We start from the raw sequence: 23,513 nt of genomic DNA, 5'->3' as shown, positions 1-23,513 counted from the left end.
CCCGCACCCAAAACCCAAACCCTCTCTCACCTCCCGCACCCAAAACCAAACCCTCTCTCACTTGTTTGAAGGGAGTAAGACTCACTTGTTTGAAGGGAGTAAGAGAGGGTTCGCTGGAAACGGCCGAAAGATGAGAGAGCGTCCACTGGAAAGGGCCGAAAGGTGAGAGAGGGTTCGCTGGAAACGGCCGAAAGGTGAGAGAGGGTTCGCCGGAAACGGCCGAAAGGTGAGAGAGGGTTCGCCGGAAACGGCCGAAAGGTGAGAGAGGATCCGGGCGGCGGATACGGGGAAGGGACCGGTTCAACAGAACCGGTCCCTTCCCGTTTGCTTACAAGGCCGCTAGGCCGCGGGCGTCATTAGCCGCGGCAGAGCTCGCCGTACTTGGTGCCGGCTTCCTGGAAGCCCGCTGTGGCCTCTTCAAGCTTTGCCTGGTGGGCTTCCTTCTCCGCAGCGTCCTGTGGCTCGTCCTTCGCCAGCTCGTCCAGGTACGCCAGGATTGAGGTGACAACCGGCTTCATGTCAGCGGATGCTACGTTCACGATGGGCCGGACCGCGTTGGCTGCCCGGTTCGCTGCAGTCTGGCCGGGGCCCTGCGGGAAGCTGGGTACCACGACGTTAATGCGGTCGCAGGTTTCCGCCGTGGTCAGCTGCTGCTGGGCGGAACAGGCAGATGCTGAGGCAATGAGCCCGGCAGCGATCAGGACAGTGGTGAGTTTCTTCATGATTCCCTCAGTGGTCGACGTCCCTTTGATTCTAATCAGAGCCTAGGCGAGGCCACGCATTAGGTCTGGCTTGCCCGCCATGGAGTCCGCCGTCAATTCCGTTACAGCGCCGGCGTCCGGGCTGGGGCCGTCCGTCGCGAACCAGTCGCTTCGAAGGCTGCGGCCAGCGTCAGCAGTGCCGTGTCGTCATAGGCGCGGCCAGCAAATGTCAGACCCACGGGCATGCCGATGTCCGCCATGGTTCCCATGGGCACGGTGACGGTGGGGATGCCCAGATGCCGTGGAACGAGGTTGCCGTTGGCCACCCACACTCCGTTACGCCATCCCAGATCTGCCGACGACGGGTTCACGTCCATGTCGGCAGGTCCCACATCGGCCGCCGCCGGGAACAGAACGGCGTCAAGTCCAAGCCGGTCCATCCACTCCTCCAGGTCAACGCGGCGGGTCTCTTCCAGACCGCGCACGCCGTCTTCCAGCAGGGGAATTTCAGTAAATTGGGAGACGCCGTATTCGCGGACATGCCGGGGATAGCCGGCGATATGGTCGTCGAATCCGGTGTAGCGGTCCTCGAGGGCGCCCTTCGGATGGGGGAAGATCGCTGCACCATCCACATCTGCAAGCCTGTTGAGGGCGGGATCGCCGTTGGCGCGCAGGAAGTCGTCCCACGCCCAGGCTGCGAGATCCTCGATTTCACGTTTGAGGTACTCAGGGCTGACCAGTCCGCGGGTGGCGATGGTGGGCGTTCCGGGACGGTCCCCTTCGTAGTTTGAGACCACGGGGAAATCCACCAGCACAACCTCAGCCCCGGCAGCCTCAAGGTCACGCCTGGCAGCCTCCCACAGCTCAATCACCGAAGCCCGAGTCTCGATACGCTGCCCGGTAGGCCCGCCAATGCCAGGCTTCGCGCTGGTGCCGGCACCCGGATCTGCGTTGATGTACATGCGCGGCACTCCGAAGCGCTTGCCCCGCAAAGCCAACCGTCCGCCGTCGAGCGTTTCCGGTGCCAACGCCACATAGGACTCCGGCCGGACCTCGGAGGACTTTGGAAGCGGAATCCAGGGCTGCGCGCGCCAGAAATCGCCGCGTGTCTCGGCGTCGTCGGCCACGATGACATCCAGCAGTTCCAGCATGTCCGCCATGGTGCGGGTGTGCGGCACCACCACGTCCATGGTGGGAACCAGCGGCCAATTGCCGCGCACCGAGATGACGCCGCGCGAGGGCGTGTACGCACACAGAGCATTGTTCGACGCCGGTGCGCGGCCACTTGACCACGTCTCCTCACCAAGGCCGAAGGCCCCGAAGCTGGCCGCAGTTGCGGTGCCGGAACCGTTGGACGATCCGGAACCAAACGCTGCGGTCAGAAAGTCTGCGTTGTAGGGGCTTTCGGCGCGTCCGTAAACGCCACGCTGCATACCGCCGTTGGCCATGGGCGGCATGTTGGTGAGGCCAATCAGCACCGCACCGGCGTCCCGGAGGCGCTCGATGGTGAAGGCATCGCGCTGTGCCACCAGGTTCTCGAAAGCCGGCGAACCGGCCGCGGCGGTGAGACCCTTGGCCAAGTAGCTGTCCTTGGCCGTGTACGGAATGCCGTCCAGCGGACCCCTTGCCGCGCCCTGTGCCCGTCGTTCGTCCGACGCCCGGGCATCCGCCAAAGCGTCGGGATTCATGACCACCACGGCGTTGAGCTTGGTGCCGTTGCGGTCGTAGGCCTCGATCCGATCCAAGTAGGCCTGGGTGAGCTCCACGCTGGTCACCTCCCCGGCGTGCAGAGCCTCACGCAGACGATCGATGGAGGCCTCAACGACGTCGAAACGAGCCATTACGCTGCACCCCTGGCGAGCTGCGCTCCGCTGAGGCGCGGCTGCTGCTGGGTGATGCAGTGGATACCGCCGCCACGTGCCAGGATGGGGCGCGCATCCACGGTGACCACGCGGCGGCCAGGGTAAGCCTCGGCAAGGATCTCTGCGGCCAGCGAGTCAGCCCGTTCTTCGCCGTAGCCACAGGCGATGACGCCGCCGTTGACCACCAAGTGGTTGACGTAGCTCCAGTCCACAAAACCGTCCTCGTCGCGCAGCGTTTCCGGTGCGGGCAGCGGCACAATCTCAAACGGCTTGCCCGCAGCGTCGGTCTGCGTTTCCAGGAATTCCTGGAGCGTGCGGCTGACCTCATGGTCCGGGTGCTCAGGGTTGGTCTGGGAGTGCAACAGGATACGGCCGGGGGTTGGAAGGGTGGCCACCATGTCGATGTGGCCGCGCGTGCCCAGGTCCTCGTAGTCGCGGGTCAGCCCGCGGGGTACCCAAATGATTTTGGTGGCGCCGATAGTGCGGGCCAGCTCAGCTTCAACAGCTGCCTTGTTTGCGTAGGGGTTCCGGCCCGGATCCAGCTGCACCGTTTCGGTGACCAGCACTGTACCTTCGCCGTCCACGTGGATGGCGCCGCCCTCGTTGACCAGCAGTGAGCTGACCAGTTCGGCACCGGACTGTTCTGCGACGAAGCGGGCCATCCCGGCGCTCTTCTGCCACTCGGACCACGCCGGGGCACCCCATCCGTTGAAGATCCAGTCCACGGCACCGAGCACGCCGGGACGTTCGCCGTCCACCACAAAGGTGGGTCCGACGTCGCGCATCCAGAACTCATCCAAAGGCGCCTCAACCTGTTCGATGCCGCTGCCCAGCATGCGGGCGGCGCGCTGGCGCTCGCTGGGGTCCACCACCATGGTGACCGGTTCGAACTCGGCTACCGCATGGGCGACGGCGGTCCAGGCCGCGTAGGCCTCTTCGGCGGAGGCGGCGTCGTCGCCGAGCGTCAGGCCGGGGCGGGGAAACGCCATCCAGGTGCGCTCATGCGGTGCGGTTTCGGCCGGCATTCTCCAAGCCATGGGTGACTCCTTCGTCGTCAGTGCAATCCTCTTGTTGATCGCACGATCAACAATGCTGAAAAGGTAATCTAGACTGGTCCTTGATGTCAAGCACTCCACAGAAGCGCGCTGTCCGGAAGTCGCCGGCAGAACGCGCCGCAGAAATCACCGAAGCCGCCCGCGAGATCGCACTCGAGGCCGGGCTCACCGCTCTTACGCTGCGCAATGTTGCCGCCCGCGTGGGGGTCGCCTCGGGTCTGGTGGCGCACTATCAGCCCAATATGGACGCGCTGGTCTCCAGCACATTCGCCACCATCGTGGCCGCGGAAACACAGGAAGTGGCAGGCTTGCTGAGCCAGCGTCCCGGACCGTCTGAGCGACTTGGCCTTTTGGTGGATACCCTCCTGGACAACAGCCGGCTCGACGTTACGGCCATCTGGGTGGAAGCCTGGACGCTGGGACGCCGCAACGAACCCCTGGCCGCCTCGGTGCGCGAACAAATGGACGCCTGGCAGAAGGTCTTCCAAAGTGTCGTTGAGGACGGCAACGCCACGGGAGCTTTCAACGTTTCCGATTCCGCCGCCGTCGCATGGCAGATCCTGGGCATGGTGGACGGCCTGAACGCGCAGGCCTTGGTCCGCTGGGACGGCGTCAACGACCGCGGCACACACCTTGCCCGCGCCGTCGAGGGAATGGTGGGGGCAGCCCCCGGATCGCTGGTTGCCGGCCCCGGTTCTTAGCCTGCCCTAGGCTGGAGACCATGGCGATCATTCACAAGGCAACCCTGTCCCCGTCCAAACTCGAACTCATCGCTGACTACCTCCCGAAGCAGCCCTGGTTCATCCAGGATGGCGCGCCGGAGCTCATCGGTGCCTACCGCTTTGACGATCCCGCCGGCGAGGTGGGGCTCGAAACACATGTGGTCGCAGCCGGCGAGCGCATCTACCAAGTCCCGCTCAGCTACCGCGGCTACGAGCTGGCCGGTGCCGAAGAATGGCTCATCGGTACCATGGACCACTCGGTCCTCGGCAAGCGCTGGGTGTACGACGCCTGCGCGGATCCCATCTACATCAAGGCCCTGGCCGCCGCCATCCTCACCGGTCAGGAGGAGGCCCCGCAGTTCGTGGATGGCGAGCCGGAGCCGCGGCCCAGCACGGTCACGGTGAAGGGCAGTGGAAAGCTCGACGGCGACCTCCCCGCCCTGAGTGCCTCGGCGCCGGTATCGGGAAGCGGCGTGACAATCATTGACGCCGGAGGGCTCCGGTTGAAAGTAGCCCGCGTTGTGGACGTAGCGGCGGATGCTTCCGCCAACACGGCCGCGGCCCCGGAACTCCACACGGAGCTGACCTTGAACGGAACGTGGGCCGGGCTGGAAAAGCCGGTGGAGTTGGCGGCCGTGGTCCGGGACTGATTCTTGGCGCGGCGGGAACACTTGTTGGCCGCAGGGACTCCGGGCGTAGGCTGGCACACAGGGCCATCTACTCTGTGAGGGTGCACCATGAACAAAGCACAAAGCATCATTCCCGCCGCGCAGGACCTTGCCCGCGAGTGGGTGACACACGCGGCAGAGGGCACATCGGCACAGGCAGACGCCGTGGTGAAGTGGGCGTTGGCACGGATCAACCATGCCGACGTCCCGTCTGTGGTTCAGGGCGTGATACTCACCCTGACCGGCAACAAGAAAGCTGCCAAGGAAGCGCAGCGCACCGCTGCGCGGGCTGTTAAGAGGGCCACATCGGCACTGAACCGAAACTCCCCGCAACGCCCATCACGGGTTGGCGCGTTGTTCATCGCTTTGGCCGCTGCCGCTCTGGGCGCGGGCGCTGTTCTCGCTTGGCGGATGATGGTTCCCCCGGGCGAGCCGGAACCGGCCAAGCAGCCGGAGATGCATCTGCCGCCAGTCCCCCCGGTTCCGTAGCTACAGCCGGGCGCTCATCAGGTGCCGGGGCCGCTAAAGCTGCCTTGCCCGCTAAGGCGACGGTTCGCCGTCGTGCCTTTGAATACGTCTCCTCAGCGATCTCCCGGCCAGAAGCCAATAAGCCCCTGAACTGGCCAGCAGGAACCCCACCACGCCCAGAACCACCAGCTGCGTGATAATTCCGGCGATCACCATGACGAAGCCGGCCAGTACAGCCAGGCTTCCAAGGATTGTTCGGGCCATGGCCCCGCGTGGGCGGCCCGACGTCAGCCGAAAGGCAAGCTCAGGATCCGCTGCAGCGAGATCCCGTTCCAGCTCTTCCAAGCTCCTGCGTTCTTCATCCGACAACGACACCGGAATTCCTCACCACACGAGCAGTCGGTGCTCAATCCACCAGCACGTGCGCTGCATGCCGTGCCATGCCTTCATTATCTGCCCGTCAGGGTCTGCTGGCCACTGGTTCCGGCGGTAATGCTCCTACTCCGTGTGGCTGGCCGGGGCGGTTTCGTTCAGCATCCGCAAGGCGTTGAGTGTCCGCGGGTATCCGATGTATGGCAGCAGGGTGGTGAGGACCTCGAGCATCCTCGCACGGTCATTTCCGACGTTGAGATTGCCCTGGATATGACCCTTCACTTGGGGTTCGCAGCCGCCCAACGAAACCAGCATCGAGAGGGTGAGCAGCTCACGAGTGGGTACGTCGATGCCCCCGCGGGTGAGGTAGTCGCCAAAGCAGTTGCCGGCGAGGTAGTCCTGGAAGTGCATTTCGTCGTTGGCTGCGGCGGCGCGCATGGCGTCCACCTTGGCGGTACCCGCGATGAATTTCTGGACTGCGAGGCCCTTCTCTGCGCGGTCTGCCGGTGTAGTGCCGGACTGCCCTTGGAGGGGAAGTTGTACGCCGTGTTCGGTCAGGACCTCGTTGCTTGCGTGCAGGAAGTCGGAAACCTTGGCCATGCCAACATATGGCACGGCCTGGTAAAGGACTTCCTTGACCTGGACGGGAGTCACCCCAACGGTGAGGGCCGCCGTGAGCATGGTGCGGTACTCTCCCAGTGCCTGGCACGCGATGAGTGATGCGAGCTGGACCATAACCCGGGTTCCGGTATCGAGGTTTCCGTAGCGAAGGGTCTCGTCAAAAGCGAAGTTGTTAAAAATCTCCACTAGTTCGGGATCCGTGACAGCGAGTGCTGGCGGCTGTCCCGGGAAAAGTTCCTCGTGGTTCTTGCTGGCGGTTTGGGTGGGTGCCAAGGTGTCTCCTTTGATGACGTGGATTAGTTGTGGGTCCGGCGAATGAAAACGCTCGCAACCGCAGTCGCCAGCAGGAGCAATGCCGCGATCAGCAGACTCGTCTGCAGCCCTGGAACGAACCCTGCGGGGCCCGCCAACAGCGCGCCGAAAACTGCCACGCCCACGGCTCCACCGAGTTGCCGGAAAGTATTGAAGACCGCGCTGGCCGTCCCGGCGCGATGAGCTGGAACGCTGTCCAGGACGTGGGCCGTGATGGGAGGCATAGCCAGTGCACCGCCCACGCCGATCGGCACCAACAGCAGTGTGACGGCCAGGAGTGAGCCCAAGGGTGCTGCCAGGAGCATGCCCAGCAAACCTGCCACCATGAGCAACTGGCCAAGGACGGCCGGAACCCTCGGGCCGAACCGGGCAGCCATCCTGCCTGCCACCACATTGCTGACTGCGATGAGGACGGACGCCGGGAGGAACGCCAGGCCGGCCAGCAGTGGGGACAGGCCGAGGTGCTGCTGGAGGAAGAGGCTCATGACAAAGACCATTCCGTACCAGCCAACCATGAAGCTGAATCCCACCGAGAGGGCGATACGTAGCCCGGCCGAACGGAACAGGTCCAGGGGCATCATGGGGTTGCGGACCCGGGCCTGGGTCAGAAGGAAGACGGTGATGGCCACGGCGGCTGCGCCCAAGGACAGCAACACTTGAGGCTCCCCGAAGCCGAGAACCCCGCCCTCGATCAGCCCGAAGATGAGCGCGCCCACGCCAATGAGTGCTGCCACCTGCCCCCACCAGTCGAAGGGTGCGGGCCGGACCGGCGAGGCAGGGACTTTGCCCAGCAACGCAACGGCCACCGCCCCAACGGGAACGTTGATGAGGAAAACCAGCCGCCAGTCAATGGTCGTCAGCAGGCCACCCAGGGTTGGCCCTGCCGCAGCGGCCACGGCTCCACCCAACGCCCACAGGCCTATTGCCCTGGAGCGCAGCAGCGCGTCCGGGAAAGCTTCCCGGATCAAAGCCATCGACGGCGGCAACATCAGTGACGCTGCGGCACCCTGCACGAACCTGGAGAAGATCAGAACCCAAAGGACGGGAGCGAACGCGCAGGCAGCCGATGCCAGGACAAACAGCACCAGACCGAGGGTGAAGGCACGCTTGGCCCCGATCCTATCTGACAGGTTGCCGGCAAAGAGCAATAAGGACGCGAACATCAGTGTGTAGCCGTCCACGATCCACTGCTGGCCTGCCGTGCCGCCACCCAGCTGGGCGCCGATGCTGGCCAGAGCAACGTTGACGATCAGGGCATCCAGTGTGATCACAAAGAAGCCGAGAGTGGACACGGCGAGGGCCACCCGGCTTGTCGATCCTGGAGCCGGGCTGGCCATCTGAGTCGGGGGGATGTGGGTAGAGGTCACTTATCAATGACACCCGTGTTTGGAACCACGTGGGAGAGTCCCTTGTTACAGGGTCCGGCAGTACCTCCCTCGTGTGGCCTGGCCCGGTGACTTACCCAAGGGTGCTAAGCCTGCTTAGGATGGACAGACAGCGCCCTTGAGCGCCGACCCGCACGGACACCTGAACGCCCACCGGAAAGATGAATTCCCATGGCAAAGAGAACAGCAAAAAAGACTGCCCTGCCGAAGTCGACAGCCGCGGGGCGGGGACCTGGACGAACGCTGTGGCTGATCGCTGCAGGACTCGTCGCTGGGGTGGCCGGCGGGGTTTTCGCTTTCCGTATGCTGGTTCCAAAGGCCACGACGCCGGAGACCTCGCCTACCGGGCAGCCCGGGGAGATCCTGGTCCGTGAGGAACCCGTGGAGATTTCCACGAGGATGCGGCCGGGCGAATGGACTGAGGAGTCCTTGCAGGAGCACGTGGAAAACTATCGGCAGCAAATCCGGGCCATGGGAGCTCCCGATTCCCAGATCGTCACCAACGTCGAGCGGACCGAACAGGGTGCCGCCCGCGTGGTGGTCAGCTGGGATCGAAGCCGGGCGTAGATCCGGGAATTAACGCGCGTCCCCCGACCTCGGACGCCACACCACAACAGCCTGGGACCTTGCCCTGGGCCGTTGCCCGCGGGCCAAGCTGACGACGTCGCCGGCCGCGCCTGCCGCGAAGATGCGGGTGTCCACCGGTGTGCGACGGCGGGTTAGTTCTTCAGTCAGCTCAGCCACGCGGTACTGCAACGCGGCTACCTGGTTTTCGAGGTCGAGGATGCGTTTGATGCCCTCGAGGGAGACGCCGGACTGCGAGAGACGCTGGACTTCCCGCAGTCTGTTGACGTCATTTTGCGAATATCGGCGGGACTTGCCCGGTGCGCGGCTGGGCGAGACGATGCCCAGGCGATCGTACTGGCGCAACGTCTGCGGATGCATGTCGGCAAGCTCCGCGGCAACGGAGATGACAAAGATCGGCTGATTGACGTCGATGCCCATGACCGCCTCCTTACAACCGGGCCTTCGCGGCCAGATCGTGACGCGGGTTGGCGTCAGTGGTGGCAGCAGCAAACGCCTTCACGGCTTCTTCGGCTTCCTTGTTCAGGTTCTGGGGGACCGCGACGTCGATAGTCACCAACAGGTCGCCGGTGGCCTTGGACGTCTTCACGCCCCGGCCCTTGACCCGGAGGGTTCGGCCAGCCGGAGTTCCTGCCGGGACGCGCACCTTGACGGTGTCCCCGTCGAGCGTCGGAACGTCGATGGTGGCACCCAGCGCCGCTTCAGCGAACGTGACCGGCACGTGGATGCGGATGTTGTCGCCGTCGCGGTGGAAAAATTCGTGCGGCTTCACACTCACCGTGATGATGAGGTCGCCATTGCCGGCCGGGCCCACGTTGCCCTTGCCGCGCTGCCGGACTTTCTGCCCGTCCTTGATACCGGCCGGAATCTTGACGTCGATCACGTTGCCGTTGCTCTCGCGCAGGCTCACAGTGGTGCCCTTGATGGAACCGGCAAACGAGATGGACGTCGTCGCAGTGCGGTCTGAGCCCTTCTGTGGTGCCCGCTGGAACCCGGTTTGGTTACCGCCGCCGAAGCCGCCGCCAAACAGGTCCGCGAACTCCGGAGGAATTCCCCCGCCGCCCGCAGGCTGACGAGCACCAGGCCCGCCACCAAACAAGCCACCAAACAGGTCCTCAAACCCGCCATTGGCACCAGCACCACCACGTCCAGCTCCGGCACCCGGAGCGAACCGGGCACCACCCATGGCACGGATGGCGTCGTACTGCTGCCGGTCCTCAGGACTCGACAACACCGAGTAAGCCTCGGAAATGTCCTTGAACTTCTTCTCCGCAGCAGCATCCCCGGCATTGGTATCCGGGTGGTACTGCCGGGCTAGCTTGCGGTAAGCCTTCTTAATATCCGCGTCGGACGCGTCCTTGGCGATACCAAGGATCGCGTAAAAATCCTTTTCAACCCAGTCCTGGCTGGCCAAGAGCGTTTCCTTTCAAGTCAATAAAAAACGTGCGGCTGCAGTCATCGCGCCTCTGGCGAGCTTACAACCGACGCGGAACCGGATATGGGGCGGCGGTGTGGAGGGCACCGCCCCATATCCGGTGAAGCGTCTGCTAGTTACGCCGGAACCGCGACGATCACCTGGGCTGCACGCAGGACCCGCTCACCTGAGCGGTATCCGGAGCGCAGCACCTGGCTGACCGTGTCAACCTCGATGTCTTCGCCGGGCTGCTGGATGAGTGCTTCGTGGATGGTGGGGTCGAATTCGACACCGGTATCCGCGATGCGTTCCAGTCCGTACGTTTTCAGCGCATTCTCCAGCTTGGTGGCGATGGCGGCGAAGGGGCCGTCTTCGAGGTCACCGTGCTGGCGGGCGGCGTCGACGTCGTCCAGCACCGGGAGCAGGGAGTTGAGGACGCCAATGACGGCCATCTCCCCTGCTACGGCACGGTCGCGTTCCACGCGCTTGCGGTAGTTGACGTACTCAGCCTGAAGGCGAAGGAGGTCGTTGCGGAGCTCCGCTGCCTGGGCTTCAGCCGCGGCACCGGAGGCTACCGATTCCTCAGCCGGCACCTCTACCCCGTTGAGGATTTCCTCAGCTTGGGAGAGGGCGTCGCCGTCTGTGGGAGCGGCGTTGCCTTCGGTGGGAGCCGCAGCTTCGCTATCGGGGTGACGGGCCGCACCGGTCTCCGGGTCAACCTTGCGGTTGTCCCGGATAACGGGCTTGCGCGGCTCGTTGCCTTCAGAGTGCTCTGCTTCGTTGCCGTGGTGAGGCATGGCTACTTCTTCGCTTCGTCTTCGTCGATGATTTCGGCGTCGACGATGTCTTCGTCGTCGGCAGCCTTTTCACCGGCGGGAGCGCCTTCTGCACCGGCACCCGGAGCATCAGCTGCGGCGGCCTGCGAGTAGATGGCTTCGCCGAGCTTCGTCTGGGAGGCCTGGAGCTTCTCGAACGCAGTCTTTACAGCGGCGTCGTCGGTGCCTTCCAGCGCGGACTTGAGGGCGTCGACGTCGGCCTTGACCTCGGTCTTGACTTCCTCGGGCAGCTTGTCGTCGTTGTCGGCGATCAGCTTGTCCACGGAGTAGGCCAGCTGCTCGGCGGAGTTACGGGTGTCCGTAGCTTCGCGGCGGGCCTTGTCCTCTGCAGCGTGTTCTTCGGCTTCACGGACCATGCGGTCGATGTCGTCCTTGGACAGCGCCGTGCCACCGGTGATGGTCATGGACTGTTCCGTACCGGTGCCCTTGTCCTTGGCGGACACGTGGACGATGCCGTTGGCGTCGATGTCGAAGGTGACCTCAACCTGCGGAACGCCGCGGGGTGCCGGAGCGATGCCGGTCAGTTCGAACGTGCCCAGCGGCTTGTTGTCGCGGGTGAATTCACGCTCGCCCTGGAAGACCTGGATGGCCACGGACGGCTGGTTGTCGTCAGCGGTGGTGAAGGTCTCGGAGCGCTTGGTGGGGATAGCGGTGTTGCGCTCGATGAGGTGCGTCATGACGCCACCCTTGGTTTCGATACCGAGGGACAGCGGGGTGACGTCGATGAGGAGAACGTCCTTGCGCTCACCCTTCAGGACACCGGCCTGGAGTGCGGCACCAACGGCCACAACCTCGTCCGGGTTGACGCCCTTGTTGGGCTCCTTGCCGCCAGCGAGTTCCTTGACCAGCTCGGAGACAGCGGGCATACGGGTGGAGCCACCGACGAGGACGATGTGGTCGATGTCGGAAACCTTGATGCCGGCTTCAGCGATGACGTCCTGGAACGGCTTCTTGGTGCGGTCCAGCAGGTCCTTGGTGAGGTCCTGGAACTTGGCACGGGTCAGCTGCTCGTCCAGGTGAACCGGGCCGTCGGGGGTGACGGACAGGTACTGGAGGGAGATGTTGGTGCTGGTGGAGGAGGACAATTCCTTCTTGGCCTGCTCTGCAGCTTCGCGGAGACGCTGGAGGGCGATCTTGTCCTTGGAGAGGTCGATGCCCTTGACCTTGAGCTGGCTCAGGAGCCACTCGACAACACGGTTGTCCCAGTCGTCGCCACCGAGGCGGTTGTCACCGGCGGTTGCGCGGACCTGGATGGTGGAGAAGTTGTCTTCGTCCTTGCCAACCTCGAGGAGGGAGACGTCGAAGGTTCCGCCACCGAGGTCGAAGACCAGGATGAGTTCGTCTTCCTTGCCCTTGTCCAGGCCGTAGGCCAGTGCGGCCGCGGTGGGCTCGTTGACAATGCGGAGGACGTTGAGGCCTGCGATTTCGCCGGCTTCCTTGGTGGACTGGCGCTCGGCGTCGTTGAAGTAGGCCGGAACGGTGATCACAGCGTCGGTGACCTTTTCGCCCAAGTAGCTCTCGGCGTCGTTCTTGAGCTTCATGAGGATACGCGCGGAGATTTCCTGCGGCGTGTACTTCTTGTCATCGATGGCGACGTTCCAGTCGGTGCCCATGTGGCGCTTGACGGAAGCGATGGTGCGATCGATGTTGTTGACGGCCTGGCGCTTGGCGATTTCGCCAACCAGGACTTCGCCGGACTTGGAGAACGCAACGACGGACGGCGTGGTGCGGCCGCCTTCTGCGTTGGCGATAACGGTGGGCTCGCCACCTTCGAGAACAGAGACCACGGAGTTGGTGGTTCCGAGGTCGATACCTACTGCACGTGACATATCTTGTTTTCCTTTCAATGGCCGATGTTGGAGATCGCGCCTGGCAACGGTCCGCTGGGCGGTTGACGTGCTGGGAGCCTGCTCAACAATCGGCTAGTTGAGCGTTCTGCACTCAACTGTACTCAGCCTCCGAATTAAGTCAATCCAAAGTTGAGTCAAGTACGCTCAACTCTGCTTTAAGTGCCCAGGAAAGCCCCGGAATCACGCGGCTGAGGGGCTGGTTTCGCCCACGGTGAACTGGCAAACTGGCGCGATGGAGTTCGCTGGATACCTGCCGCCGGATGAGTTCTGGGCGATGAATGACCGCATGGATGAGGAGGTTCGCAGTGGCGCGCATCGGTTCCCACTGTTCTCCATGGAAGACCAGGAAGGCCCTGTGATGCTGGGATCCTGGCAATTGGACGGCAGCGAGGGCTCGGTGTCCCACGGCGACGGTTTTTCGCAGGCGGGCCCACTGGTGGAGGTGATCACCACCCCCCAAGACCCGCGCGGGCTTGCCAGGAACCGGTGGCGTGCTTCAGCGGGAATCCCCCACACCCTGGAAGAGCTTCAACGCCAGGACGCAGCCTTTGACGCCCTCATCGCCGAGCGGCTCACTATCACCGTTGACGGCACGCCCACGGATGTAACGCTTTGGCGCGGACTGAACTCATGGCTTGCGGCCGGCACATTCGGCGGCTTCGGCATCGTGATCAACGCCCAACGCAACCCGCCTCCACCGGAAGCCCTGCGCCTGAGCCGGGTGTCCGACGTCGAGCCCTTGCTTCAGGCGCGGCGCGCGGCCCTCAAAGCGATACGCGGCGAAGCCTAGGCAGCTCAGCGGCGTCAGCGTCAAGGGGCTCGGGCTTGTACACCCACGCCACCAGCACCACGGAGATAATCATCAGCAGGAACCAGGCCAAAAGCTTGTCGATGGAGACCGCCTGCCACCCGTTCAGCTGGTTGGGATACAGCCACGCACGGGACCACGTACCGATGTTCTCCGCGAACCAGATGAACAGCGCCACCAGCAGGAACGACACCAGAATGGGCATCTTGAAGCGACGCCGGAACACCCGGAAGTGCATCACGCACCGTCCGTAGACAAGCACGACGGCGGCCAGCAGCACCCAGCGCGCGTCGAAGATGTAGTGGTGCGAGAAGAAATTCACGTAGATCGCAGCCGCTACAAGGGCGGTGATCCAACGCCGCGGGTACCGGTCGAAGCGGAGATCGAACAGCCGGAACACCCGCACCATGTAGGACCCCACGGCCGCATACATGAAGCCGCTGAACAGTGGAACCGCCCCGATCCGGAGGAAGCCCTCGGCCTCGTATGCCCAAGATCCGACGTCCGTCTTGAATAACTCCATCACTGTCCCCACCACGTGGAAGAGCAGGATGACCCGCAGCTCCCGCAGCGTTTCCAGCCTGAAAGAGATCATCAGAATCTGGATGACGATGGCGGCGATGGTCAGGAAGTCGTTCCGGGCCAGTGCGGCGTTGTCCGGATACCAGAGGCGCGCAGCGATGATCACGGCAAGCAACGCCGCACCGAACACACAAGCCCACGCCTGCTTCAGCCCGAACACCACAAACTCGGTCAGCCCGGCCCGCAGTCGACCCCCACGGGCATTGTCCAGATACCGGTGCGCCAGATCGTCGATGTATTGCTCAACCGACGTGGAGTTACGCATGGGGAACCTTGGGTTCCACAACAAGGTGTCCCAGGTAGTAGTCGCGGGGCCAATGCCGGACCCGCTGCGGAAGGCGAGGGTAGACGCGACCCACCAGCCGCATGGTCCGCTCGAAGCGCCGCGCCTGGCTTTCGCCCCACGTGAAGCCGAATCCCTCACGGAGGTGATCGGGCAACAGCCCGGCCGTAAGGAATCGTGCCAGCGGCATGGCCAGGCGCAGCAGCCGCGGTCCGCCGGCGGGATGGAGCAGGTCCCGGGCCACCTTGAGCGCTTTGTCGTCCGGATACAGTCCGCGCACGTGGGACTCCCAGTACGTTTCAAAGGCGATCCGATCCGCCGGCCACTTGTCCGCGGGAAGCTGCAGTGCGGTCCCTATACGCGCATACTCGCGATAGATGCGATCGGCCGCCTCGTCGTCGAGCGTTCCATGGACGTGCTGGTAGACCGTTACAGCGGTGTCATAGAGGGTGGCCACCACCCAGAGTTGGGACTCCGCGTCGAAGGCACTGTATCCAGTGGAAGCCCCGTCCGGTCCGCGACGAACGGGCGCGTGGGCACGGTTGACGGCGCGGCGAACGGCCTTCAGTTGCTCCTCCGATCCGTAGACCACCGCGTACACGTACGTCATGGTCGCGCGGAGGCGATCCATGGGCCGCTCGGCGAAATTACTGTGCTCGGCCACGCCATGACCCACTTTGGGGTCGGCGATCTGAAGGAGGATTGCGCGGCCCGCACCAGCGAGGAGGACACCCTCCGCACCAATATCAGCCAGTCCACGAACCATCTGAATACTGTAGCGCCCTAGCCTTGGAGCCCCACGACGCCCTGGAGAACGCTCAACTGATGCTCAAAAAGTTCGTCGCGGGCAGCGAAGGTATCAGCGCCGTACTGCCCGAAAACCTCAAAACTGATGGCCCCGAACACCGACGTCCACACCAGGACACCCCGCGCCAATGACGTGTCCGGTGCCGCGAGATTCATCTCGGCGCGAATGGTCGCCAAGTCTGCGCCCAGCCCTTCCGGAATTACGACGGCGGGAGTCACCTCAGCGGCCAAGGCACCTGCACGGTAGGCGGCATCGAAGATCCCGACGAGGCGGACGATGACGCGCGTGCCGGGGACGGTGGTGCGCTCCCCCGGCGCCTGATACCCGGGCACTGGGCTGCCAAAGAGCAAGGCGTAGCTGGCGGGTTCGCGGACGGCCCATGACCGGACGGCATTGCCAAGGGCCCTGAACTGCCCGGAGAAGTCATCCTCCGGGACGGCATCTACCGCAGCATCCACTGCGTCACCGAGCTCGTTGTACGCATCGATGAGCAGGAGAGTGAGAAGCTCGTCGCGGTTCTCGACGTAGCGATACACGGCCGAAGATACGACGCCTAGATCCCGCGCAACGGCGCGCAGGGAAAGAGCCGCTGCGCCATGAAGCGCCAGATGCTCGCGACCCAGGCGGATGATGTCAGCGATGGTCTGCGTGCGCGCCCGTTCCCGCGGGGTCGGGGGCTTCGCCTTGGTCTTGGCTTGGGTCTTGGCTGCGTTGGATTCAGCTGACGTCATGTTCTTAGCATGCCACAACAGAGAGCGCTGCAAACAAACAAGAGCACCGCTCTTGACTTTAATTCATTCGACGGGCATTCTGACTTCAGAGAGCACTGCTCTTGTTTTGAAAGTTCCCACCGAACCGAGAGAAGGCACAGCATGTACGTCGTTACAGGAGCAGGACCCGTCGGTTACACAATTGCCGAACAACTGGCCGAGCAAGGTCACCAAGTACGCGTTTTGACGCGCTCCGGCAGCGGCCCGGAGAACCCCCTGGTGGAGCGGATGCGGGTAGATGTCTCCGATCCCCTACGGCTCGCCGAAGCGATGGCAGGTGCCACAGCGGTCTTCCACTGCATCCACGGCTCGGCCTACCGGGCAGCATCATGGGCCGCAGAACTCCCCCGGGCCGAGCAAGTGGTGATGGACGCCGCGGCAGCCGCGGGCGCCGTCGTCGTCTTCCCCGAAAGTCTCTACTCGTACAGTGAACCTGACCGGGTCATGACCGAAGCAGGTCCCCGGACAGCCACCGGCGGGAAGCGCGGCATCCGGACCGCGCTGCTCGCAGCACGGCAGGCGCATGCGGCCAACACCGTCAGCGTTGTTGCCGGCGACTTCTTTGGGCCCCGCGTGAAGATGGCACATGCCGGGGAGCGCATGGTGACGCCCATCCTGGCCGGCAAGGCAGTGCAATTCATCGGGTCAACAAACCAGCCACACTCCTTCACGTACGTCCCGGACCTGGCCGCCGCCATGATCGCAGCAGCACAGCAACCCGAACTATGGAACACCGTGCTGCATGCTCCTACCGGCCCGGCCGTCACACAGCGGGACATGGCCTTAGCCCACGCGGAGGCCGCCGGCGCTGCTGCACCCAAGGTGAGCGCCGTGCCCGGATGGGTGTTGCGAGTGGCGGGCATTTTCTCCACCGATATGCGCGAGCTGGCCGAACTGCTATACCAGTTTGAGCGCCCGTTCGTGATGGATTCCTCGCAGAGCCAGAAGCTCCTGGGCCTCGAGCCGACTCCCTTGGCGGAAGCTGCTGAAGCAACCATGACGTGGTGGCGCAGCGCCGTCCCACAGAACACGTAGGTGCGGAAGGCTAGAGGCCGTCGTCGTAATTCCAGTGCTCCTGCCAGCGCCAATCGATGGGTTCGCTGAGGCGCTGGTAGCGGATGTCGGTGGACAGGCGCATGGTGCCGTTGGGGTCGGTGTTGTCCAGGGCCGCGTGGACAACATGCGCCGAGTGGACCACCACGTCACCAACCTCGTAATCGGTCACGAGCCACCGGGCGTCGCGCTCGTCCGCCAACCCGGGGAGATCCGCAGTGATGGAAGCGGCAGGCACCTTCAGCGTTCCCTCACGTTCCTGGGCCATCACCCAGTGGTGGCTGCCCTCAAGGTACGCCAGGCCGCCCCGCTCGCGAGGGCAATCACCCAACGGAATCCACATGGAGAGCACACGATCGCTGCCTTCGCGGAGATAAACCAGATCGTAGTGAGCCTGGGTGGCCGTTCCAATACCGTTGTCACCGGGCTTGGTATGGCGGATGATTTTCCGCCGGTGCAGATGGACGTCATCTTCGAGGAACCAGGCGAACCAGTCGGCAATCCCCTCTGCAGTGCACAGTGCTTGATACTCCGGCCCGGGAACAATGTGGTCGAACAGGCCCCGGCGCAACGCAGCACGATCCACGTCACCGGGCGCCGCAATTCCCTCGCGAGGGTCAGTCCCATCCGCGTACACGTTGGCTCCGCTCAACGAGTCAAAGTAGAACTCCCTGAAATCCAGCAACTGTTCCGGGTCCAACTGACCCTTCAAGTAGAGGTACCCGTCCCTGCGGAGCCTGGCCCACAGCGCTTCACGGTCCAATCGATCGGAAGGGGGCACCGGTTCCAGCTCGGCGAGGCGGGATTCCGATTCATCCAGGACGTAGCCATTCGAAGTCAACATAGTCCCCACCTTGTCAGTGGTGGGCGGCCACGTGAATGGACTCCGATTCCTGAAAACTTGGACTTTTGTGCGGCTTCTCTTGCGGCTTGTCTTGCGCCCCTGGCCGGGGCAGCATAGGCCCATGGACGATTGGTCTACATACCGGCATCCGGCGTCTCCCCTAAGGGATCTTGGCCTGGCATGCCTGGGTGCCGGTGAGCAAAGTGGGATGTTGCCGTCCTTTGCCGGACGAACCCTCAGCAGCCACGCCATAGTGCTGGTGAGCGAAGGATCCGGACATTTCACTGTGGGCGGCAGGCGTTTCACGGTCCGGGCTCCTGCGATCATTCGGCTCTTTCCAGGGGTAAGCCACGGGTACGGACCAGGGCCGATGGGATGGAAAGAGCATTGGCTGTTGTTTACCGGACCTACGGCAAGAGCGCTTGAGGAGTTAGGGTGCTTCGTGAGGAGCCAGCCTCTTGTGCAGCTTGATGGCTCCTCGGAGATCGGCCTGGAGGAGTCTCTTGGACTTTTTGTGGCCCTTCGCGAAGCTCTCCTAACAGGTGGACCGCAAGGAGATCTGGACGCTTCCGTTCTCTGCCAGCGGGTACTGATCCAGACGGGCACGCAGCCCAGTCCTGGTGCCATCGACGCCCGTGAAAAAGACACCAGGCTACTCTCCGCACTTCGCGAAGCGGCAAACCTACCGTTGACGTTGTCCCAGTTGGCCGCCTCGCTCAAGGTCCCGGTTCCTGAACTCCGGCATGCGGTGCAGAGCGCTACCGGTGTTGGCCCCAAGGAGCTCATCATTCAACTCCGGATGCAGCGCGCCCAGTCGCTGCTGGCTGACACGGACCTTCCGGTTCAAAGGATCGCGTCCCTCACCGGCTATGACGATCCCGCTTACTTCAGCCGGCTCTTCACCAAGAAGACCCGCTCCTCGCCAAGCCAGTTCCGCCGGGAACACCAGCGTGCAGAGCGGGCGGAGCAGCACACGTGGGATGTCTGAAAATGTTCGAATCATGGATTTTCTGAGGGTCCACTGAAACGCTGGGTGGAGTGCACAGGACGTCTCCGGAGCGTCCCCCAACAGCACGAATACCACTCTTGGAAACACCCCACGGGACACTCAATGAGGAGACCTTCCATGTCCACTTTCGCCATCAATCGTCGTCAATTGCTGCAGACCGGGGGCATCGGCGGACTCGCCGTAGCACTGTCGGCAATGTCCTCCGGCACCGCCCAAGCTGCGCCAGCCAGGACGACCACAGGCGCCCCGCAGATCACCGACCTCGGACCCGCCGTCGTTCAGTTTTCCCTCATGAGTTCGCTGCTGGTGGGCGACACCGTCTACATCGGGTCCCGCAACCTGAACCCCGTACGGGTCATTGGATACCACCTCCCTACAGGCACCATCACGTCACGGACAGACCTCGGCTCGGGGTACAGCATCCAGGCTCTGGCCGCCGACTCCACCGGCCGGTATCTGTACGCAGGTGTGCTGCGCGATGGAATCGACGGGAAGCCGAACCTTTATCGCTGGGACCTCAGCACGCCAACCCAACCGGCCGTTGGTGTGGGCGAGACCGGAGACCGCGACATCCGGGCCCTGGCCGTGGCCCCTGACGGAAAGGTCTACGTTGCCGGCGGAGGGCTAACCACCAATGCACCCTCCTTGTGGGAATACGATCCCGCCACGAATGCCATGACCAGCTGGGGCATACCGGACCCCGGAGCCACCATTGCCCAAGCTGTGGCCGCCACTGCCAGCCACGTGTATTTCGGCACGGGCAGCACGCTGGGAGGCGGCAACGGATCAAGTCCCGGCCGCCTGTTCGCCTTCGATCGGACCACCAGGACGTCCACCAACATCCTCCCGGCAGAAGTAGCAACCGGCGTCTCGGTCACTTCCCTCAGCGTCCTGAACGGGCAGCTCGGAGTGGGGGTCAAGGGCCCCGGTAAGTCCGTGCTGATCAACCTTGCCAACCACGCCCAGTACACCATCATCCCCAAGACCGGTGTGATGTTCAGGCAGCTGGGCAACGACGTCTTCTTCGTCAAGGAACCGGGCGTCTGGTCCTACAACATGGTCACCAAGAAGATCACCCAAATCCTCACGGAGGATGTGGGCGCCATGTGGGGCCTGGATGTCTACGGCAGCAAGGCGCTCACAGTGTCTTCCTATGACGTTATTGAGATCGATCCCGTGGCGAAGACCGCCGTCAAGCATGACCTCCAACAAGCCGGGGCTCCGGGCGGACCCCAGCTATGCATGGGCCTCGCAGCCGGAGCGGGCCACGTCTACGTAGGCGGCACCGGAACCATTGCCCGGCACCAACTGGCCACGGACCAGGTGTCCTATCTCCGGGCAACAGGCGAGGCCAAGGACGCTGTGGTCGTAGGCGGTGTCCTCTACACGGGCCAGTACAACTCGCGAGGAATCTACGCCTACGATCCCGCCACCGGGCAACTGCCCTACCAAGTGGCCGCGTTGCCCGCCGGGCAGAACCGCCCCTTGGATGTCTGCTGGGACGCAGTCAACGGGCTGGTCATTGCCGGAGCCCAGAACGACACAGGAGGTGGCGGCTGCTTCGCCGCCTACAAGCCTTCCACCACGCAGGCCATCACCAAGGTCAACCCGATCGATGCCCTCCAAATGGTCCGTGCCGTGGCTACCAAGGACGGAGTCGCTTACCTGGGTGGCGACAACATCTACGCCACCGGTCCCCGCAGCACCGTGGTGGCGTGGGACCCCGTGGCAAACCAGGAGTTGTGGCGTCTGGATCCGGGGCAGCCGCAGGGCATTGCGGCGATGGCGATCCATGGCAAATTCCTTTACGGCATGTCCCGCAAGGCTGCCGGTCTGTTCGTGATCGATCTGGATACCCGGCAGGTGGTTCATCGGGGTGACCTGAGCGCGGTGTGCACGGACTTCGGAGCTCTTCAGGTCAGCCGCGGGATTGTCTACGGCGTCTCCGACACCACGGTGTTCCGCATAGATCCGATCACTTTCGCCGTCTCTGTTGTTGTGGCTGACATCAACGGCGGCTGGTACAGCGGACCACACATCACGGCGGATGAGGACGGCTTGCTGTATACGCTGCGCGGCCCGAACCTTGTCCGGATTGACGATCAGCAGGCCATGCAAACCATGCGGCGTTAGCCCCAGGTCAGTAGCAGTAGATGCCGTTCCGAACCCTCAAAACGGCATCTACTGCTACCCAGTTGGGCTTGCTGTGAACAAGCCACCCAGCACCGAGCACGCAGCACCTCGGGCCAGCGCTACAGGATCGGCAACGGCTGCATCAAATGACGGAGGCGGGGTGTTCGCGTGGAGGTACTGACCCAAAAACGCGCGCTTGGTCTGCTCGGCAAACGTTCCCAGATTAGCTTCGGGGGCGAAACCCACCACCACCTGCTCGGGCCCGAGGACCTTGGCGGCGTTCGCCATGCCAATCCCCAGATGCAAGGCGGCGTCGGCGATCAGGCCGGAATCGACGTCGGGGTCTATTTGCCGGTTCTGGCCGTTCCGCTCCAGTTCCTGCTGCATGCCCCACAGGCTGCCGCGGGTTTCACAGCAATCTTCGGCTCCGCAGTGGCAGGGCCTGGCCGGTCCGGGTCCGGTGATCGCACGCGAATGGGCGAAGCCGCCCGCCGCGCCGTTGAAGCCGCGCTGGATGCGGCCTTCAATCACGACGGCGGCCCCCAAGCTGGTGCCGACGCTGAAGATGAGCATTTCGCGACCCTTGAAAACGTCGTCGAACAGCAGACCGCGTGCGTAGGCGTTGACGAAACTGTCCACAACTACGGCTTGGCCCACAGCCTCTTCAAGAAGCATTTGGAATGTGATGTCAGTCCAGCCCATCGCCCCGCTATGCCGCACCAGACCGCCGGCCTGATCCACCACGCCGGAAACGGCTGCGCCCACCCCGATCAGCCTGGACTCCATCTGGCCGGCCGCAGATCGAACAGCCCGGGCAGCGGCCGCTGCCGCCTCGCCAGGCCCGGTGGACGCCAACGGCTCGCTGTGCGTTGCTACCACGTCACCGCGCAAATCAACCACGACGGCGTGTGCCTCCGTGGCGGAAAGCCTCACCCCAGCCGCGAAGACGCCTTCGCGCCCCAGCTCAAGAAGACGCGCCGGACGTCCACCCGTGCTGGGCGCAATCTCGGTTTCCACCAGCAGCCCGGAGTGGACCAGCTTGCCGGTGATCCCTGTGACGCTGGCTGCGCTCAATCCGGTTTGGACCGTGATTTTGGCGCGGGAGACCGGTGCCTGAGTGCGGACGACGTCCAGCACCAGTGCCTCGTTGATCTCGCGGATCAGGGCCTTGCTGCCTGCGCGTGGCTTCATAGCTGGTGGCTCCTGTTGTTGCGTCGCAAGGGATCTCCCCCATTCTGGCATCCGCGGTCCGGATGTCTTCACACTGTCCATTGTACTTACTTTAGTCATTGACAAAAGATATTGAAACTGGCAATCTCGGTCCCATGAACATCAACAAAGGCGTTGCATCACCCTCCTCGCCCCCTACAGCACTCCGGCTGCGGATCCTGCTGAGCATCCCGGACGCCGAACGGGCAGCGTTCATCACTCCCGAAACCCGCACTGCCCTCAGCGAGCTGGGCGACATCACTGAAATCGCCCCCGCCGAACTCCAGTCCTTGGATGCTTTCGCGGCCGCTGCCCCAGATAAGGATGTGTTCATCACCGCCTGGGGCTTCCCCCGTCTCGACGCCGAGCACTTGGCAGCGGCGCCGAACCTCAAATGCGTCGTCCATGCAGCGTCTTCGCTGCACGCCCTGGTCAGCGACGCCTTCTGGGCCAGCGGCATCCCCATCTCCCAAGCGGGCGCAGCCATGGCACCGGCCGTCGCGGAACTATCACTGACGTTCACGCTGAATCTGCTGCGCCGTGTGCACCTGCTCGATCACAGCCTCCGGACCGGTGCCACTTGGGACGACGCCCGCAATGTCAACAGGGCCCGCGAAATCTCTGGCGCCCGCATCGGCATAGTTGGAGCGTCCAGGACAGGACGCCGCTACATCGACGCCTGCCAGGCACTCGGCGCCAAGGTGTCCGTCTACGACCCCTACATTCCCGCGGGAGATCCTCTCGCGGCCCACTCAGCAAGCCTGCACGATCTGATGGCTGGCAGCGATGTGGTGGCTATCCATGCTCCGGCCACCCCGGAAACCGAGGGTCTCATCGGCGCTGCCGAACTTGCCCTGCTTCCGGATGGGGCCGCATTGGTGAACACTGCCCGCTCCACCATCGTGGACATGGAAGCCCTCTACAAAGAGGTCCACTCGGGCCGGATTGATGCAGCGCTGGACGTCTTCAACCAAGAGCCCCTGCCCACGGACAACCCCTGGCGTTCGCTGCCAAACGTGCTCCTCACGCCCCACCTCGGAGGGGCCACCGTGGACTCCCGACGCCGGGCCGGCGGCATTGTGGTTGACGAACTCCGCCGCTACATCAGCGGCGAACCCCTGGAACACGCCCTCACCCGCACCGACCTCGAACGAATGGGCTGA

The 23,513-nt window shown here is 63.8% G+C and carries 24 protein-coding genes and 1 pseudogene; 10 read left to right on the top strand and 15 right to left on the bottom strand.

The genetic code is table 11. The annotated features are described in order from the left end of the window. Positions 1–356 precede the first annotated feature (356 nt). The 3 genes from BLW08_RS09820 to BLW08_RS09810 all read right to left on the bottom strand — a co-directional run bounded on the left by BLW08_RS09820 (position 357) and on the right by BLW08_RS09810 (position 3,600). Positions 357–722: a hypothetical protein gene (locus BLW08_RS09820; protein WP_090823064.1), complete on the bottom strand. Its 366-nt coding sequence runs from the start codon at positions 720–722 to the stop codon at positions 357–359. Between the two features lie 101 nt (positions 723–823). Then, positions 824–2,542, bottom strand: a complete 1,719-nt coding sequence (locus tag BLW08_RS09815) for an amidase (RefSeq protein ID WP_091324770.1) — start codon at positions 2,540–2,542, stop codon at positions 824–826. Then, on the bottom strand, positions 2,542–3,600 hold the full coding sequence (locus BLW08_RS09810) for an agmatine deiminase family protein (protein ID WP_091324769.1): 1,059 nt from the start codon (positions 3,598–3,600) through the stop codon (positions 2,542–2,544). Before BLW08_RS09810 ends, BLW08_RS09815 begins: the two co-directional genes overlap by 1 nt. Before the next feature lie 83 nt (positions 3,601–3,683). On the opposite strand from BLW08_RS09810, the gene BLW08_RS09805 reads away from it, so the two are divergent. From BLW08_RS09805 to BLW08_RS09795, 3 genes are all read left to right on the top strand, one after another. Next, positions 3,684–4,319 carry a TetR/AcrR family transcriptional regulator gene (locus tag BLW08_RS09805; RefSeq protein ID WP_091324768.1) on the top strand — a complete coding sequence of 212 codons (636 nt, stop codon included), beginning with the start codon at positions 3,684–3,686 and terminating at the stop codon, positions 4,317–4,319. A 20-nt stretch (positions 4,320–4,339) separates the two neighbouring features. Further along, a complete protein-coding gene (locus BLW08_RS09800) occupies positions 4,340–4,990 on the top strand; it encodes a CG0192-related protein (RefSeq protein WP_091324767.1) in 651 nt (216 codons plus the stop codon). An 87-nt stretch (positions 4,991–5,077) separates the two neighbouring features. Beyond that, positions 5,078–5,497 (top strand): hypothetical protein, encoded by a 420-nt coding sequence (locus BLW08_RS09795; RefSeq protein WP_091324765.1) that lies wholly within the window; start codon positions 5,078–5,080, stop codon positions 5,495–5,497. A 51-nt stretch (positions 5,498–5,548) separates the two neighbouring features. Here BLW08_RS09795 and BLW08_RS09790 read toward each other — a convergent pair whose 3' ends face one another. The 3 genes from BLW08_RS09790 to BLW08_RS09780 all read right to left on the bottom strand — a co-directional run bounded on the left by BLW08_RS09790 (position 5,549) and on the right by BLW08_RS09780 (position 8,085). Beyond that, positions 5,549–5,851 (bottom strand): DUF3040 domain-containing protein, encoded by a 303-nt coding sequence (locus tag BLW08_RS09790; protein WP_091324764.1) that lies wholly within the window; start codon positions 5,849–5,851, stop codon positions 5,549–5,551. A 123-nt stretch (positions 5,852–5,974) separates the two neighbouring features. Further along, the gene (locus BLW08_RS09785) at positions 5,975–6,742 is read right to left on the bottom strand and encodes a carboxymuconolactone decarboxylase family protein (RefSeq protein ID WP_091324763.1); all 768 of its coding nucleotides are present in this window, start codon (positions 6,740–6,742) and stop codon (positions 5,975–5,977) included. Positions 6,743–6,765: 23 nt separating this feature from the next. Further along, positions 6,766–8,085 (bottom strand): MFS transporter, encoded by a 1,320-nt coding sequence (locus tag BLW08_RS09780; protein WP_254779805.1) that lies wholly within the window; start codon positions 8,083–8,085, stop codon positions 6,766–6,768. A gap of 252 nt (positions 8,086–8,337) precedes the next feature. On the opposite strand from BLW08_RS09780, the gene BLW08_RS09775 reads away from it, so the two are divergent. Then, a complete protein-coding gene (locus tag BLW08_RS09775) occupies positions 8,338–8,733 on the top strand; it encodes a hypothetical protein (protein ID WP_254779804.1) in 396 nt (131 codons plus the stop codon). Positions 8,734–8,742: 9 nt separating this feature from the next. Here BLW08_RS09775 and BLW08_RS09770 read toward each other — a convergent pair whose 3' ends face one another. From BLW08_RS09770 to dnaK, 4 genes are all read right to left on the bottom strand, one after another. Next, positions 8,743–9,171 (bottom strand): heat shock protein transcriptional repressor HspR, encoded by a 429-nt coding sequence (locus tag BLW08_RS09770; protein WP_091324760.1) that lies wholly within the window; start codon positions 9,169–9,171, stop codon positions 8,743–8,745. 10 nt (positions 9,172–9,181) lie between these two features. Beyond that, positions 9,182–10,165, bottom strand: a complete 984-nt coding sequence (locus BLW08_RS09765) for a DnaJ C-terminal domain-containing protein (protein WP_090823005.1) — start codon at positions 10,163–10,165, stop codon at positions 9,182–9,184. A gap of 137 nt (positions 10,166–10,302) precedes the next feature. After that, on the bottom strand, positions 10,303–10,962 hold the full coding sequence (locus BLW08_RS09760; protein ID WP_062068218.1) for a nucleotide exchange factor GrpE: 660 nt from the start codon (positions 10,960–10,962) through the stop codon (positions 10,303–10,305). 2 nt (positions 10,963–10,964) lie between these two features. Next, positions 10,965–12,830: a molecular chaperone DnaK gene (gene dnaK, locus BLW08_RS09755; RefSeq protein ID WP_090823003.1), complete on the bottom strand. Its 1,866-nt coding sequence runs from the start codon at positions 12,828–12,830 to the stop codon at positions 10,965–10,967. 253 nt (positions 12,831–13,083) lie between these two features. On the opposite strand from dnaK, the gene BLW08_RS09750 reads away from it, so the two are divergent. Further along, positions 13,084–13,641 carry a hypothetical protein gene (locus BLW08_RS09750; protein WP_091324758.1) on the top strand — a complete coding sequence of 186 codons (558 nt, stop codon included), beginning with the start codon at positions 13,084–13,086 and terminating at the stop codon, positions 13,639–13,641. Here the strand turns inward: BLW08_RS09750 and BLW08_RS09745 are convergent. Genes BLW08_RS09745 through BLW08_RS09735 form a run of 3 tightly spaced genes read right to left on the bottom strand, consistent with a single transcriptional unit; the run spans position 13,616 to position 16,063 of the window. Next, positions 13,616–14,506, bottom strand: a complete 891-nt coding sequence (locus BLW08_RS09745) for a DUF817 domain-containing protein (RefSeq protein WP_091324757.1) — start codon at positions 14,504–14,506, stop codon at positions 13,616–13,618. The genes BLW08_RS09750 and BLW08_RS09745 overlap by 26 nt on opposite strands. After that, positions 14,499–15,290 carry an oxygenase MpaB family protein gene (locus BLW08_RS09740; protein WP_091324755.1) on the bottom strand — a complete coding sequence of 264 codons (792 nt, stop codon included), beginning with the start codon at positions 15,288–15,290 and terminating at the stop codon, positions 14,499–14,501. The genes BLW08_RS09745 and BLW08_RS09740 overlap by 8 nt, the downstream gene beginning before the upstream one ends. Positions 15,291–15,307: 17 nt before the next feature. Then, positions 15,308–16,063, bottom strand: coding sequence for a TetR/AcrR family transcriptional regulator (locus tag BLW08_RS09735; RefSeq protein ID WP_091324754.1), 756 nt, complete (start codon positions 16,061–16,063; stop codon positions 15,308–15,310). Positions 16,064–16,204: 141 nt separating this feature from the next. On the opposite strand from BLW08_RS09735, the gene BLW08_RS09730 reads away from it, so the two are divergent. Then, positions 16,205–17,137 carry an NAD-dependent epimerase/dehydratase family protein gene (locus BLW08_RS09730; RefSeq protein WP_091324752.1) on the top strand — a complete coding sequence of 311 codons (933 nt, stop codon included), beginning with the start codon at positions 16,205–16,207 and terminating at the stop codon, positions 17,135–17,137. Between the two features lie 10 nt (positions 17,138–17,147). On the opposite strand, the gene BLW08_RS09725 is transcribed toward BLW08_RS09730, so the two are convergent. Continuing rightward, entirely contained in the window at positions 17,148–17,999 is an 852-nt protein-coding gene (locus tag BLW08_RS09725; protein WP_091324751.1) for a phytanoyl-CoA dioxygenase family protein, read from the bottom strand. Positions 18,000–18,120: 121 nt separating this feature from the next. On the opposite strand from BLW08_RS09725, the pseudogene BLW08_RS24120 reads away from it, so the two are divergent. The 3 genes and pseudogenes from BLW08_RS24120 to BLW08_RS09715 all read left to right on the top strand — a co-directional run. Continuing rightward, positions 18,121–18,411 (top strand): annotated as a pseudogene (locus BLW08_RS24120) (AraC family ligand binding domain-containing protein); the annotation flags it as partial. Positions 18,412–18,441: 30 nt separating this feature from the next. Continuing rightward, a complete protein-coding gene (locus BLW08_RS24115) occupies positions 18,442–18,987 on the top strand; it encodes a helix-turn-helix transcriptional regulator (RefSeq protein WP_254779826.1) in 546 nt (181 codons plus the stop codon). A gap of 138 nt (positions 18,988–19,125) precedes the next feature. Continuing rightward, positions 19,126–21,141, top strand: coding sequence for a Kelch repeat-containing protein (locus tag BLW08_RS09715; RefSeq protein WP_091324748.1), 2,016 nt, complete (start codon positions 19,126–19,128; stop codon positions 21,139–21,141). 54 nt (positions 21,142–21,195) lie between these two features. Here the strand turns inward: BLW08_RS09715 and BLW08_RS09710 are convergent, their stop codons facing one another. After that, positions 21,196–22,332, bottom strand: a complete 1,137-nt coding sequence (locus BLW08_RS09710) for an ROK family protein (protein WP_091324746.1) — start codon at positions 22,330–22,332, stop codon at positions 21,196–21,198. A 134-nt stretch (positions 22,333–22,466) separates the two neighbouring features. Here BLW08_RS09710 and BLW08_RS09705 point away from each other — a divergent pair, with 134 nt between their 5' ends. Further along, positions 22,467–23,513, top strand: a complete 1,047-nt coding sequence (locus BLW08_RS09705) for a hydroxyacid dehydrogenase (RefSeq protein ID WP_091324745.1) — start codon at positions 22,467–22,469, stop codon at positions 23,511–23,513.

The sequence above is a fragment of the Arthrobacter sp. cf158 genome, from assembly GCF_900106835.1.
In the GTDB taxonomy this organism is placed as follows: domain Bacteria; phylum Actinomycetota; class Actinomycetes; order Actinomycetales; family Micrococcaceae; genus Arthrobacter.
This window is presented reverse-complemented; position numbering and strand designations above follow the sequence as displayed.